Source organism: Rhizobium sp. BK098, from assembly GCF_014193155.1.
Lineage (GTDB): Bacteria > Pseudomonadota > Alphaproteobacteria > Rhizobiales > Rhizobiaceae > Rhizobium.
This window is the reverse complement of sequence record NZ_JACHYY010000011.1, coordinates 117,895-132,855: the sequence shown is the minus strand read 5'-3', so window position 1 is coordinate 132,855 and position 14,961 is coordinate 117,895. Positions and strand designations below refer to the sequence as shown.

General features: G+C 61.6%; 11 protein-coding genes. 10 read left to right on the top strand and 1 reads right to left on the bottom strand.

Translation table 11 applies throughout. The features are described from left to right. Positions 1–194 precede the first annotated feature (194 nt). From repC to FHT73_RS24500, 3 genes are all read left to right on the top strand, one after another. On the top strand, positions 195–1,448 hold the full coding sequence (gene repC, locus FHT73_RS24510) for a plasmid replication protein RepC (protein WP_183715460.1): 1,254 nt from the start codon (positions 195–197) through the stop codon (positions 1,446–1,448). A gap of 232 nt (positions 1,449–1,680) precedes the next feature. Continuing rightward, entirely contained in the window at positions 1,681–2,340 is a 660-nt protein-coding gene (locus FHT73_RS24505; RefSeq protein ID WP_183715458.1) for a transcriptional regulator, read from the top strand. A gap of 132 nt (positions 2,341–2,472) precedes the next feature. Continuing rightward, on the top strand, positions 2,473–3,033 hold the full coding sequence (locus FHT73_RS24500; protein ID WP_183715456.1) for a hypothetical protein: 561 nt from the start codon (positions 2,473–2,475) through the stop codon (positions 3,031–3,033). A gap of 214 nt (positions 3,034–3,247) precedes the next feature. Here FHT73_RS24500 and FHT73_RS24495 read toward each other — a convergent pair whose 3' ends face one another. Further along, the gene (locus tag FHT73_RS24495; RefSeq protein ID WP_183715454.1) at positions 3,248–3,463 is read right to left on the bottom strand and encodes a hypothetical protein; all 216 of its coding nucleotides are present in this window, start codon (positions 3,461–3,463) and stop codon (positions 3,248–3,250) included. A 174-nt stretch (positions 3,464–3,637) separates the two neighbouring features. On the opposite strand from FHT73_RS24495, the gene FHT73_RS24490 reads away from it, so the two are divergent. The 7 genes from FHT73_RS24490 (at position 3,638) to FHT73_RS24460 (ending at position 14,935) form a co-directional block, all read left to right on the top strand. Further along, the gene (locus FHT73_RS24490; RefSeq protein WP_183715452.1) at positions 3,638–5,752 is read left to right on the top strand and encodes a ParB/RepB/Spo0J family partition protein; all 2,115 of its coding nucleotides are present in this window, start codon (positions 3,638–3,640) and stop codon (positions 5,750–5,752) included. A gap of 73 nt (positions 5,753–5,825) precedes the next feature. Continuing rightward, entirely contained in the window at positions 5,826–6,482 is a 657-nt protein-coding gene (locus FHT73_RS24485) for a hypothetical protein (RefSeq protein WP_183715450.1), read from the top strand. A 75-nt stretch (positions 6,483–6,557) separates the two neighbouring features. After that, positions 6,558–7,748 (top strand): DUF932 domain-containing protein, encoded by a 1,191-nt coding sequence (locus FHT73_RS24480; protein ID WP_183715448.1) that lies wholly within the window; start codon positions 6,558–6,560, stop codon positions 7,746–7,748. A gap of 104 nt (positions 7,749–7,852) precedes the next feature. Then, entirely contained in the window at positions 7,853–8,113 is a 261-nt protein-coding gene (locus FHT73_RS24475) for a DUF6117 family protein (RefSeq protein ID WP_183715446.1), read from the top strand. Positions 8,114–8,237: 124 nt separating this feature from the next. Further along, on the top strand, positions 8,238–12,620 hold the full coding sequence (locus tag FHT73_RS24470) for a strawberry notch family protein (RefSeq protein WP_183715444.1): 4,383 nt from the start codon (positions 8,238–8,240) through the stop codon (positions 12,618–12,620). A gap of 12 nt (positions 12,621–12,632) precedes the next feature. Continuing rightward, positions 12,633–13,670, top strand: a complete 1,038-nt coding sequence (locus tag FHT73_RS24465; RefSeq protein ID WP_183715442.1) for a toprim domain-containing protein — start codon at positions 12,633–12,635, stop codon at positions 13,668–13,670. Positions 13,671–13,993: 323 nt separating this feature from the next. After that, a complete protein-coding gene (locus FHT73_RS24460; protein WP_183715440.1) occupies positions 13,994–14,935 on the top strand; it encodes a DUF2493 domain-containing protein in 942 nt (313 codons plus the stop codon). Positions 14,936–14,961 lie beyond the last annotated feature (26 nt).

The following is a 14,961-nucleotide window of genomic DNA, read 5'->3' as shown; positions in this document are numbered from 1 at the left end:
GGTCCGATAAAGCAGTTTATCTGATTCATAAGGAGCGATAGCGCAAAGAAAAAGGCCACCAAAACGTTCCCGTCGTGGAAGCCTTCCTCAAGTCCTTAAGCAAGATCGAGAATCGCATTTCCACGAATCACAGTCAAGAGTCTTGGCGCCGTTTTTGGTGAGCGGATTTCTTTTGCCTTTTGAAAGGTGAAGAAATGGATAGTGGACATGTGACGACGCCCTTTGGGCGGCGGTCGATGACGTTTGCCTCGTTGTCGCGGCAACGACAAATCAGCGAAGCAAAGCCTGAGACCGCCCGAAACAAATGGAAGCTCTTCAGAGCCGTCTGTGAAGCTAGAGAGGCGCTTAATGTGTCCGATCGGTCTCTGTCGGTTCTCGATGCTTTATTATCGTTCTACCCGTCCGATGAGCTCACTTCGAAGAACGATCTGATCGTCTTTCCCTCAAACGCCCAGCTTTCAATACGGGCAAGGGGCATGACTGCTGCTACGTTGAGACGACATCTGGCCGCTCTAGTCGACGCCGGCCTTATCCTTCGCAAGGATAGCGCCAATGGCAAGCGCTTTGCCCGGCGGAGCAGGGCAGGGGAGATTAATGAAGCTTTCGGCTTCAATTTGGCCCCGCTGTTTTCCCGCGCAAAGGAGATCGAAGACATCGCCGCCAAAATCGCCGCCGACCGGGAGCTTTTCCATGCAACACGGGAACGGATCAGCCTCTGCCGCCGCGACATAACCAAACTCATCCAGCTAGCAATAGACGGATGTGTAGAAGGCGAATGGAGCCAACTTCACGACCGATTCCGCGCCTTCCTTGCGTCTTTGCCCCGTCAGCCGTCACTCGACGAACTCCAGTTTCTACTCAGCCGCTTGATCGAACTTCGCACGACTATCGTCAAGCTATTGCACGAACACGATAAAATGCAAAATATGTGCGCCAGAGAGTCCCAAAATGAGCGCCACATACAGGATTCACAAACACAATCCTTTTATGAATCTGAAGCAGAGCAAAACACACCGCCAGCCGAAACTTCCAACCCACCGGCCGCCACCCGGTCTGCTAAGGAAAAGCACCGAGCCGTCAAACAGGCTCTGGAAGAACCGATCCAATCTTTAAAACCCGCTGTCGCTCTGGACACTGTGCTGCGAGCCTGCAGTGAAATTCACCCTTATGGGCCCGGTGGATCGATCAGATCGTGGCGAGACCTGCTCGCAGCGACAGCCGTCCTACGATCAATGCTGCAAATAAGCCCATCGGCCTTCCATCAAGCATGCCTTGTCATGGGACCAGAAAATGCTGGCGCTGCCATAGCTTGTATCTTCGAAAAGGGTGGGCAGATCAATTCTGCAGGTGCGTACCTGCGCGATCTCACCAGACGAGCCACACGGCGCCAATTCACCATCAAACCAATGGTCTCGGCCCTGCTGAGGTCCAAGGCAGGCCCATCGTGAAATGAAGCAACCGCTGTCGCCAGGGATTAGGAGCAACCGGCATCAGCAGCTATGCGGAACGGTTGCGAACAACTGGTTCCTCATGCGTCAAGCACGGATAATGGGACAGACAGGCTCAAATTCGTATGCCTGATATCGCAATGGCATATGGACCACCAGCGCGATATTCGGTATCTGCAGGATACTTGTTGCGATGCTGAAACATCGCCGAAGACACTCAAGGCCTCTCAAAGTGAAAAAAGTTCAACGCAGCTTTACCGTCGAGTACAGATCGGGCCGACGAAAACTCAATTCCAATCCGAACTCTATTTGGGGACACATGGACCTCAAATCCGTCGCGCAGGATCTGCAGGATGACGCAAGGCCTTTCTTGACGCCAATGTCTCAGGTCGGCAGCGAAAAGGCTTTGACCGGCGAAGAACAATCCTCCGCATTATTGACACTGCCGATGGCGCAAGAGACAAATGTGCTGGCTTTACAGGAGACCAGAATGGCCGACGAAAACAATACGATGACTGTTGCTGACGCGCCGGCCGCAGAGGCGCCCGATGTACCCAAGAAGGAGCGCAAACCTCGCGCCAGGAAGGCGGTGCCTGAAATCGCCTCGGCAACGGTTTCGCCGCAACCGGCAGCGGCATCGAATGCCGCAGCGGTCAAGCCGAAGAGAGGACGCAAGGCAAAGTCCGACGAGGCTGCGACAAGCGCCAAGCGTGCGCCTGTCAAACGCGCTCCGAAGGCCGTGCAAGCGGCGGCTGCACCCTCGGTGGCGGCAGTTGACGAGTTTGCGGATCTTCTGCAGCTGGAAGAGGAAAACCAAAGACTGCGCAAGCTGCTGGCCGAGAAGCTCCGTGCCGAAAATGCCGATCTGCGAAAGCGGCTCAACCTCGCTTGATCGGCAGCTGCCGATCAAGCCCTGGCCGCATTCACGAGGTTATATCGAAACGAACATATTGGCGGCGGCTAGTCCTGCCGCCAACGCTTTTGCCCGCTGCCTGCATGCGGGCTAGAATACGAGGTCGAATAAATGGCGTCTCCATGGAAACTTCTTGCTCGGCTGGTGTCACCGCGACGTCAGCAGCGCCAGGAACATGCCTCGACCGATGACGTGAAGCCGGACCTGTTGGCTATCGCCAACCTGACTGAAACGGCTGCCGATAACGGATTGAACACCGGGGCGCCTCCGGTCGACGAAAAGCCGATCGCCGACGAACAATCGGCGGCGGTGTCAGCGGATCCGGATCATTCCGACGAAACGGCAAGTGGTGTCGACAGCACGGCCGAAATTGGAGGCGCCGAGCCCGGGAAGACGGCTGATCCGGACTTGTCCGATGAGGCGGCTACGGTTGCACACGCCGGACCAAAACTCTTGCAGACTGGCGAAGGCGTTACGCGAAAGCGCAGGAAATTGGCCAAGTCAGCGGAGCCGGTTGAAGCTGTTTTGCCTCCCTCTGCAGCCGCTCCCTCCGCTTCTGACGACACGATCAGTCTTGATGAAGAAATCAACCTGCTCAGGAACCAACTCGCGCGTAAGCTTCAGCTACAAAATGCACAACTCAAGAGGATGCTGGAGCGGTTCGAACGCTGAACGTATCATTCAATAAATGGGCGAACCCTCGTTCGCTCGACGGAGCGTCACACTGCCTTCTTTCCAAGAGCGTTCGGCTGCCGACATTCACCGTGACCCAAGGGGGTTCGTGACTTCCCCGTCATCGATGCGCTTCGACCTGCAACTAGGCCAGAGTGCCTCGCATGGGTTTCCGGAGCCGTGGGATGTGCTTAGGTCACCTGCCTGATTGCCGTCACAGCTCAGACAATGCCTTGTGCTCGGCCGCAGCTGCCTTCAGCATTTCGATTGTTCGGTTTCCTTCGCGAAACAGGTTTAGCATCACAGCTGCCGCAAGCTCCACGTCCGGATTGTCCTTGGGCAAGCCGCGTTGCGCCCTCCATTCCTCCAGCACAACGTCCAAGATTTCCAGTTCGTCCGGCCCAAAGGTCGTTTCCAGAAACTGATGCATGTTCGAATGAGCCCTTCACAAGTGACGGCCGCAATGTGGGGAGGGATCGGCGCGGATCAAGGGCGGATTCGCATATGGAATGGTTGCAGAGAGGAAGAGGAGGGAAGGGGGATTTCGTGACGGATTGAGAAGGTTGGAGAGAGGCTCCGGCCGGTCCGTCACGGAGAAACCGACATGGCTCAGGCTATGGAGAAAATCACCCTCAGTGCAGCCCGGGATATTCCCTTCAACAAGCTGGTGCTCAGCCAGCAGAACGTCCGCAAGATCAAGGCGGGCGTCTCGATCGAGGACTTGGCGGAAGACATCGCCCATCGCGGCCTGCTGACCAGCCTGAACGTCCGCCCCGAACTCGACGGCGATGGCAACGAGACCGGCATCTATCGTATCCCGGCCGGCGGTCGTCGCTATCGCGCCCTCGAGCGGCTGGTTGCGCAGAAGCGACTGGCCAAAGCCGCCGGCGTTCCCTGCATCGTCAGTAAAGGCGAGACGCTGGAGGTCGAGGATTCGCTCGCCGAGAACGTCCATCGCGTCAGCCTTCATCCGCTCGATCAGTTCCGCGCATTCCAGACTCTCCGGGAGCAGGGGCTTGGCGAGGAGGAGATCGCGGCGCGCTTCTTCGTCTCGGTTGCCACCGTCAAGCAGCGCCTGCGGCTGGCCTCCGTCTCGCCGCGGCTTCTCGATCTTTATGCCGAAGACGAGATGACGCTCGAGCAGATCATGGCCTTCTCGATCACCAACGACCATGTTCGCCAGGAGCAAGTATGGGATACGGTGTCGCGTTCGCATAGCCGGGAACCTTATTATATTCGCCGGCTGCTGACAGAGACCGCCATCCGCGCTAGCGACCGCCGCGCCGTCTATGTCGGTATCGAGGCCTATGAAGCGGCCGGTGGCGTGACCATGCGCGATCTGTTGGACCAGGACCAGGGCGGCTGGCTGCAGGATCCGGCACTGCTCGAGCAGCTCGTGATGGAGAAGCTGAAGGCTGACGCCGAGGCGATCCGTGTGAGCGAAGGCTGGAAGTGGGTCGAAGCCGCTTTTGATTTCCCCTACGGTCACACGTCCGGGCTGCGCCGCTTCTATGGCGAGCAGGTCGAAATGACAGAAGACGAACTGGCCCGCTATGATGCCACCCGCGCCGAATACGACAAGCTCGACGCGGAATATGCGGAGGCAGACGAGTACTCGGAAGCGACCGAACAGAGGCTGGAGGAGCTTGGTAGCGAACTCGACCGCCTGAATGACCGTCCATATGTGTTCGATCCGCAAGAGGTTGCCCGCGGCGGCGTCTTCGTCTCGCTCGGCGCCAGCGGCGAACTCAAGATCGAGCGCGGCTTTGTGCGGCCCGAGGATGAGCCGAAGGACGAGACCGATCCCGCGGCAGATCCCTGCGATGGCGACGATCATGGCACTGATCTGCCGGTAACCGCCGGTGCCGGAGGCGAAGACACCCAACCGGACGACGAGGACGAAACGATTAAGCCGCTTCCTGATCGCATGATCCTCGATCTGACCGCGGCGCGCACGGTTGCTTTGCGCAATGCACTCGCGAACAATCCTGTCATCGCCTTCGTCGCGGTCCTGCACGCCTTCGTCCTAAAGGCCTTCTACGTCTACGGCTCGGATTCATGCCTGGAGGTGACGCTGCAGAGCAGCCGCTTCAGCCAGACGCCGGGGCTCGGCGACACGGTCTGGGCGAAGGAGATCGATCAGCGGCATGAAGGCTGGGGCCAGGATCTGCCCAAGGATCCGAACGATCTCTGGGATTTCCTGATCACGCTCGACGAGGTCAGCCAGCAGGCGCTGTTTGCGCATTGCGCCTCGTTGTCGGTCAATGCGGTGATCGAACCATGGAACAAGCGCACCCGGGCGATTGCGCATGCCGATCGGCTTGCCCGCTCGATCGGTTTCGACATGGTCGAAGCCGGCTGGACAGCGACCGCCGACAACTATCTCGGCCGTGTCACCAAGGCACGCATCCTGCAGGCGGTGCGAGAAGCCAAGGGTGACAAGGCAGCGGAGCTCATTGGGCATCTGAAGAAGACCGACATGGCCCGCGAGGCCGAACGGTTAATGGCCGGGAGTGGTTGGCTTCCGGAGCCCCTCCGTCTCGTGACAGATTTCGCTTCCGTCGACGACGCGACGTGCGAAAACGCAGAGATTCTGAGCGGTGATGCCACCGGGAGCGGCAATTCCGATCTCCCAGCGTTCCTGACTGATAGCGGGGACGATGCCCACGCTGCGACTGACGAAGTCAACGAAGAACGGCATCTCGACGCCGCCGAATAACTGTCTTCCCAGTTCAACCAACGGCCCGGCTCCGAAAGGAGACCGGGCCTCTTCCATTTTCAGGAGCATTTCAATGCCCGACTTTACGATCGAAACCACCTATCACCTGCCGGTTTTCCGGCATCCTACTTATGCCGCTGACACGCTCGAGGCCGCCTGCAGGGCCGCCGTCGAAGACAATGATTGGGATATTGCCGAGAAAGACTACGATTCCTCCGGCGAGGTTCACATCACCGGCGTCTGGGAAGGCGCTCATAGCGCCTACACCGGACCGTCAGTCCCGGTCCCCTCGCAATTCTATGAAGCTGTCCAACGGCGTGCACGTCATTTCGAGATCCTGCTCGGCCTGTTGAAGATGTTCTTCGACGACGCACACGCAGCACGTTCTCCCTCGCCCGACTGGCTTGCCCGTTCGGCCTGGGAGATTGCGCGTGGTGAGGCCATTCTTGGCAACGCTCCGGATCCCGATGAGCCTGTGGAACCGCCAAAGGCGAACCATATCCTGGCGCGACTACAGGAAGATCAGGTTCGCAATGCGATCGCCGCCGTACCGGAGGTCGATGACAATTTCCGAGCGCTTTCGCCGACGGCCATAACCGACGACGACATCCACACCGCCTGCCTCACGATCGCGACGACGATGGATGTCTCGGACGTCGTCGGCAATGCCGAATTCCAGGCAGCGCTTGCAGCGATCCGGGCAGCGCATCAGCGCCTCCATCCAGCCTGACTGACCATCAGCCATTTCACTTCCCCCAACCCAGCCCGGCCACTGCGCCGGGCGCTTGTTTTTCAGGAGACTCCCATGAACACTTTAACACACGAGGCCCGGTCCGTTTCCTCGGGCTTTAAGGTCGATATCTCGCGCGGCGAACGCATCGGCCGTGTCTCGTCCGAATGGTTTTCGCGCCCCGATGACGAACGCTTCCTGTCGCTGACTGATTTGTACTATACCGTCCGGTCCCGAGCCGAGCGTGCCCATGCCCGAACGATCGAAAGCGCTGCGATCCGCGTCGAGGCCACACGCGACAATGCCGAGCGGCTTGAGCTTCTCGTTCCAGGTCAGCGTCAGGCGATCGCGCCGACGCATTGGAGCTACGGCCAGCTTTGCAGTCTTGTCGGCGCCCCGGCCACCTATATGCGGCAACTGCCGGCGCCGCTCGCCGCGATCAATCTGCAGCATGGTCTGCTCAATCACCGTGCCGAGCTCGTCAAGACGCTCGAGATGGACGACGGTCGCCTGGAACTGCGGGCCGTCACCGGACCGGAATACGGCCGCATTTGGGACCACGAACTGGTCTCGGCGGTGATGAAGATCGCCGGCAATGGGACCGGCGACACCATGTGGAAAGTGCCGGGGGTTCTCGATTGGGAGACGATGACCCACAATCCGTTCGTCGACATCACCAAGGATACGACGACGCTCTATGCCAGCGACCGTGACGTCTTCCTGTTCCTGGTTGACGACACTCATCCGATCGAAGCCGGGCGCCTGCCGAACGGCGAGCCTGACCTCTATTTCCGCGGCTTCTACGCCTGGAATTCCGAGGTCGGGTCCAAGACGCTCGGAATTGCTTCCTTCTATCTGCGGGCGGTCTGCGCCAATAGAAATTTGTGGGGCACGGAGAATTTCGAGGAGATCACCATCCGCCATTCGAAGTTCGCGGCCCAGCGGTTCGCGCATGAGGCAGCACCCGCGCTGACCAGCTTCGCCAATTCGTCGCCGGCGCCATTCATCGCCGGCATCAAGGCGGCACGCGAGTGCATCGTCGCGCGCAAGGACGACGACCGCGAAACCTTCCTGCGTCGGCGCGGCTTCTCTAAAGCCGAGACCGGCAAGGTGATCGAGATGGTGCTGTCGGAGGAGGGCCGGCCGCCGGAATCGATCTTCGATTTCGTGCAGGGCATCACCGCGCTGGCGCGCACCAGGACCAATCAGGACACGCGTCTCGAACTCGAAGGCAAGGCGAAGAAGCTGCTGGAGAGCGCCCCCTGACAGGTTCAAGCGCACGGGCTCAGACCCGGCCGCGTCAGCAATCCCCATCGTCATCATCCCAGAGCCCGGTCAAGCGCCGGGCCTCATTTTGTCTGGAGCACTTAATGGCTATCCCCGATCATGCCCGCACAAACTTCGACACGCTGCTGCGCGCCGCAGCCGATGGCAATCTTGCTCTCATGGAATGCCTCGACGCCGCCACACGCGAGCCGCGTTACGTGCTTTGCGCCGTCGGCCGCAGTGACGGCGAATTCGTCTTCACGCCATTCGGCCATCTTGCCGATGGCAACCCGTATGACGCCTACCTGCCGCCGGACCCAAAGGATCCCGTTGGCTTCGTCATAGGTCCGACGACCAGACGCTGACGATCGCCGGCAGTTCAAGCTGGCGATCCCCGACCCATCCGTGGCTGCCCCGATATCGCTCCTCCGAACCCTCGGCAGGACGCTGGGCTCCGCTGTTCTTTCCTCACTCTTGGAGCACCCTTCGATGAATATCATCTCACATTCTCAAACCGTTAGCGTCTCCCCGCGTCTTGAGATCAAAACCGGCGTTGAGGCACTTATTAAGGCTGCCGAACAACTCACGTCGCTTCTGGAGCACGGTCAAGTCGTCTCTACCGGCGCCCTGCGACAGGTCATGATGGAGGCCTTCGGCGGAAACGACGCCGAGGGCCTCTGGCTTTGGAAGGATGCCTATGAAGCGACTGAAGCCGCCCAGGTCCTGTTCCTGCGCAAATTCCGCTCAATCGCCTCCCGAGCCCAGTCGCCTCAATCGACGCTCGCAATGCTGACCAAGCTGGCAAACCTCCTGCCGACCCATACACGCCGATCCGAAGAGAGCCAGGCCCTGCAGCAGTTCTCGACTCCGATCCCTCTTGCCTATGTCGCATCGCGTGCTGCCGGCATTACGGTCGCTGACGTGGTCCTCGAACCGTCAGCCGGAACCGGCCTCATGGCGATCTTTGCGGAACTCGCGGGCGCGCGCCTGGCGCTCAACGAATATGCGGCTGCTCGGCACGCGCTGTTGGAGCAGATTTTCCCCGGCGTTCCGACATCACAGCACGATGCCGCTCATATAGACGATTACCTCGACCGTTGCATTCAGCCGACCGTGGTGCTGATGAACCCGCCATTCTCCGCCGGTGTTCATGTCGAAGGTCGTGTCACCGACGCCGCCTGGCGCCATCTCACGTCAGCCTTTGCGCGTCTTGCCCCTGGCGGCCGCCTGGTCGCGATCACCGGCGCAAGCCTTTCTCCCGACAATTCGGTATGGCGCGACGCCTTCGTGCGGCTGCAGAGGCAAGGCACGATGCTGTTCACCGCGGCGATCGACGGCAGCATCTACGCCCGTCATGCCACGACAATGGAAACGCGGCTCACCGTCATCGAAAAGATCCCGGCGCGCGATCCCTCGAAGCTGGTGACGTCGAGGGGCACAGCGTGCGATATCGAAACGCTGCTCGGCTGGATCACCGGTCTCCCACCCCGCGCGCTGACGACGGTGCCGAACTCTACCGTCGTGCTCTCAAACGGTATCCTGCGCGCGGACACAACGCGCCCGGCAGCGATTGCCGCGCACCGCCCCGCGGTCGGCGAGCAGGCGCGGCCTGCGGCAACGGTGCGTCCGATACATCTCGATGACGAGATCATCGAACTCTCCTACGAGCTGCGAGACGCTCAGCCGGGGGATGAGGCCACCGCCGACGGCATCTATGAACCCTACCGGCTGCAATCGATCCACATCCCCAATGCAAAACCGCATCCCGACAGGCTGGTTGAATCCGTGGCGATGGCATCCGTCGCGCCGCCGAGGCCGACCTATCGCCCACATCTGCCGAAGCGCATCGTCACCAGTGGCGCTCTCTCCGACGCCCAGCTCGAAAGCGTCATCTATGCGGGCGAAGCCCATTCCGGCTATCTCGCCGGACACTGGAGCGTCGATGCCTCCTTCGACAATCTTAAGGCCGTCGCATCCGACGCAGAGCATGCTGTCCGCTTCCGTCGCGGGTGGTTCCTCGGCGACGGAACAGGCGCTGGCAAGGGCCGTCAGGCCGCCGGCATTATTCTCGACAATTGGCTGAAAGGCCGCCGGCGGCACGTCTGGATCTCAAAATCCGACAAGCTGATCGAGGACGCCCAGCGCGACTGGAGCGCGTTGGGCCAAGAAAAGCTGCTGGTGACACCGCTGTCGCGTTTTCGGCAGGGCACGCCGATCAAGCTGGAGGAGGGCATCCTCTTCACGACCTTTGCGACGCTGCGCACCGACGAGCGCGAGGGCAAGCGCTCGCGTGTGCAGCAGATCCTCGACTGGCTTGGAAGCGATTTTGACGGCGTTATTATCTTCGATGAAGGCCACGCCATGGCCAATGCCGCGGGCGGCAAGACCGAGCGCGGCGACAAGGCGGCATCGCAGCAGGGTAGGGCGGGCCTCCGCCTGCAGCGCGCCCTTCCGGACGCCCGCGTCGTCTACGTCTCGGCGACCGGCGCGTCGGAAGTGGAGTCGCTCGCCTATGCCGAGCGCCTCGGCCTTTGGGGCAGCAGCGACTTTCCCTTCCCGACCCGTTCCGAGTTCATTGCCGCCATCGAGGATGGCGGTGTGGCGGCGATGGAAGTGCTCGCACGCGACCTCAAGGCCATGGGGCTTTATGCCTCGCGCTCGCTCTCCTTCGAAGGCGTGGAATACGAAATCCTCGAACACGAACTGACCGAGGAACAGGTCCGAATCTACGACGCCTATGCCGAGGCCTTCCAGGTCATCCACAACCATCTCGACGCCGCCATGGAGGCCTCAGGTATCACTGGGAAGTCCGGGACGCTCAACAAAAACGCCAAGGCGGCTGCGCGCTCGGCCTTCGAAAGCTCGAAGCAGCGCTTCTTCAATCATCTTCTGACCTCGATGAAGACGCCGGCCCTGCTTAAAGCAACCGCTACAGATTTGGACGATGGTCATGCTGCCATCATCCAGCTCGTCTCGACGGGAGCGGCTTTGACCGAGCGCCGGCTGGCACAGATCCCGACTGAGGAATGGGGCGATCTGCAGGTCGACGTAACGCCGCGCGAATACGTTATCGACTACCTGATGCACTCCTTCCCGGTGCAGCTCTTCGAGGAGTTTTCCGATGCTGATGGCAATCTGGGTTCCCGGCCTGTCCATGACGCGAAGGGGAATCCTGTCATCTGCCGAGCGGCGGAACGGCGGCGCGACGAACTGATCGAAGTCTTGGGCAGCCTGCCGGCGATCCCGACGGCACTCGACCAGATCGTCCAGCACTTCGGCGCCAGCAAGGTCGCAGAGATCACCGGCCGCTCCCGCCGCATCATTCGCCGGGAGGACGGCAACTCCATCGCCCGCTATGCCGTGCAGAGCCGGCCGGGCACCGCCAATCTCGACGAGGCCCGCGCTTTCATGGATGATGAGAAAGGCATCCTTGTCTTCAGCGATGCCGGCGGAACCGGCAGATCCTATCACGCGGATCTTGCCGCCAAAAATCAGCGCCTGCGTCTTCACAACCTTCTGGAAGCGGGCTGGCGTGCCGACGTAGCGATCCAGGGGCTTGGGCGCAGCCATCGCACCAACCAGAAACAGCCGCCCCGGTTTCGGATGATCGCCACCAATGTCAAGGCGGAGCGGCGCTTCCTCTCGACAATCGCCCGGCGTCTCGACACGCTTGGCGCTATCACACGGGGCCAGCGCCAGACCGGCGGGCGGGGGATGTTCCGGTCCGAGGACAATCTGGAATCGCAATATGCCCGCGACGCGCTGCGGCAATTCTACGGGTTGTTGCATGCCGGCAGGATCGAAGGCTGCTCGCTGGAGACTTTCGAAAGCATCACAGGCCTGTCTTTGACCTCGGAGGAGGGCGGACTGAAGGACGAGCTGCCGCCGATCCAGACCTTTCTCAATCGCATGCTGGCGCTGACGATCGCCATGCAGAACGTGCTGTTCGAGGCCTTCGAGCAACTGCTGGCCGCTCGTATCGAGGGGGCAATTGCCGCCGGTATGTATGACAAGGGGCTTGAGACGATCACCGCTGATAGCATGACGGTTACCGACCGCCGGCTGATTTACACCCATCCGGTCACCGGCGCGCAGTCGCACTTGCTGACGGTCGAACGCCGGGATCGCAATGCACCGATGCGGCTCGAGGAGGTTCGGTGCCTTGTGCAGCAGGATCCGCGCGCCAGGCTGATGATCAACGGCAAGTCTGGCAGGCCCGCGGTGATGGTGCCGACGCGCTCGATCATGCTGGACGATGGCTCCGTTCAGCCGCGCGTGTCGCTGATCCGGCCGATGGACGAACTCCGCTTCGAAGTCCGCCAGCTCGAAGAGACAAGTTGGGAAGAAGCCGACGAAAAGGTCTTCTTAGCTGCCTGGGATGCCGAGGTGGCTGCCGTGCCGGAATTCTCGACTTCGACGATGCATATCGTCAGCGGTTTGTTGCTGCCAATCTGGAAACTGCTGCCGCAGGACTTTTGCCGCGTGCGGCGACTGCAGACCGATGACGGCCAGCGGATCGTCGGCCGTGTCATCGCTCCGGATCGGCTTACCGGGCTTTGCCGCAACTTCGGGATCGACCAGACCATGGTGATCTTGCCGGACCAGGCCTGGGCATCGCTTGTCGACGGATCCTCGATCGTCGGGCTTGCCGGCGGCATGACGCTGCGGCGGGCGCGGGTGATGAACGACTACCGCGTCGAGCTCACCGGCTTCACCGACGGCATGCGCGACTGGTTGCGGTCGATCGGCCTGTTCGCCGAGATGATCAATTGGAAGCTGCGCTTCTTCGTGCCTGTCACAGACGAGGGTGCGGCGATCCTGTCGACGTTGATGCAGCGTCATCACCTCATCGACATCGCGCGCCGGTCGTGACGGAGGTCTGTCATGCTTTCCGCCTCCGATCTGGCGGGCCGTCTCGCGCAAGACGCGGAGGCGGTCTGCCGCCACTATCTCTCCGCCGGCCGCCGTGCCGGTAACTACTGGCTCGTCGGCGATGTCGCCAACAACAAGGGCCGGTCCCTCTATGTGCATCTGGTCGGCCAGCGCGCCGGCCGATGGACGGATGCGGCGACCGGCCAGTTTGGTGATCTGCTTGATCTGATCCGCGAGACCTGCGGCCTCGTCGATTTCCGCGACGTTGCCGAAGAGGCGCGCCAGTTCCTCAGCCTGCCTCGACCGCAGCCTGTATCGTCTTGCAGAAGGGATACCCGAAATTCTGCGACGGTCGAGCAGCCGGCGTCTGAGCGAGCCAGGCGTCTGTTTCGGATGACACAGCCGCTGGCTGACACATTGGCCGACTCCTATCTGCGCGAGCGCGGCATCCTGCGAGCATCCGCGCATACGGCGCTGCGGTTCCATCCGTCCTGCTACTATCGCGATCTCGTCACCGGCCACACGACAAGCTATCCGGCTCTGATCGCTGCCGTGACCGACACAGCTGGAGCGATAACCGGTGTGCATCGCAGCTGGCTCGATCCCGACGGCGCTGGCAAGGCCAAGGTAGACGATCCCCGTCGCGCGCTTGGCGGTCTTCTCGGCAATGCCGTCCGCTTTCGATTTCCGACCAACGATCTTGTGCCGGTCATGGCGGCAGGGGAGGGCCTCGAAACCATGCTATCGCTATCGCATGTGATGCCCAGCATGCCGATGGTCGCCGCTTTGACGGCCAATCATCTCGCGGCCTTCAACTTTCCACCTGGATGCCAGCGCCTCTACATCGCCGCCGATGCGGATGCCGCCGGCCGGCACGGGATCGCGGGATTGAGCCGCAGGGCACAGGAAAGCGGGATCCTGCCGCTGGTTCTGTCGCCGGAGCTCGGCGACTTCAATGAGGATCTGCGCTGGCTGGGTTCCGACCGACTGACGGCGAGCCTTCGGGCTCAGCTGGTCCCTGAAGACGCGATGGCATGTCTGCCCGCATGAGGGCGGCGGGGCAGGGCAGGGGCGGAGCCGGCGAGGGCGGGAGGACGGTCCGCGGTGCCGGCTCCCCGAGTGAGCGCGTCCGCGGGCCTGCCGAGAGGCGACCCTTACCACGCGGGCCTCCGGCCTTCAGCGGGTCGGTCGGGTTTCTTCCCCTGCCAGACCGCGGTCGCGGTCCGTCATTCCTCGCGGACAAAGAAACCCGCCCTCCGCCGCCCGGCGCTTCGCTGGGCCGCGGCGCTTCGCTTGCGGTTCCGGCCTCGACCCGCGTGACCGGGTTCGCCGTCAGGCCGCGAGAGGCGCGGCCCAAACCGACGGAGACCATCATGGACCTGATCCTTCACCCCGACGACGGCGTCGAGCCCCACCACGCTTCCTCCCCGACAGACCGCTTCATCTACGAGATGCAGATCTTCGGCTATCGTCCCTTCCAGGACGAGCCCGATCCGCGGCCATTGCCGGAAGAACCACAGGTCCAGTCGTCGATCACCGCCATTTTCGATGCCTTCGCCGAAATGCTCGGCGATACCCGCCTGGAGCCCGATCTCGAAGACCTGTTCTGGTCGATCCCCAATCTCTTCCACCGGGCCGGCGAGCGCATCCAGCGCGAGCTCGACCGCAACGAGGAAGCGCAGCGCACCGGCCAGCGCGAGCAGGACGGCTCGGAGGTGAAAAGTGTCGAGCTCGAACGCCTGATCGCGGAAGGCATTACGCTCCTGGAGCGTAGAAATAGCTTCGAGTTCATGCGCGACTACGCGGCCGATCTGTTCGAGGCGCAAATCGGCTCGTCCTGGCGGCCGCGCACCGGCTCGAAAGTGAACCACGCCAACATGACAGCGGCGATGATCGACAGCCGTGACTTTCTCTCAGCTCGCCGGCGCGCCGAAACCGAGGTGCTGATCCCTGCCGGCACCAAAATCGCCTTCGCCGGCGGGATGGACTACAACGATCATGAGCGGATCTGGGCTAAGCTCGACCAGGCGCATGCCAAGCATCCCGACATGGTGCTGCTGCACGGTGGCTCGCCGAAAGGCGCCGAGCGGATCGCCGCCTGCTGGGCTGAAACCCGCAAAGTGACGCAGATCACCTTCAAGCCCAACTGGACCAAGCACGCCAAGGCCGCGCCGTTCCGGCGCAATGACGACATGCTCTCGGTCATGCCCGCCGGATTGATCGTCTTTCCCGGAAACGGCATCACCGGCAATCTCGCCGACAAGGCGCGTCGCCTCGGCATCCCGGTCTGGCAAGCTTCAGGAGACGGCGCGTGAGCGCCGTTTTCCTGGGAATATGGAAA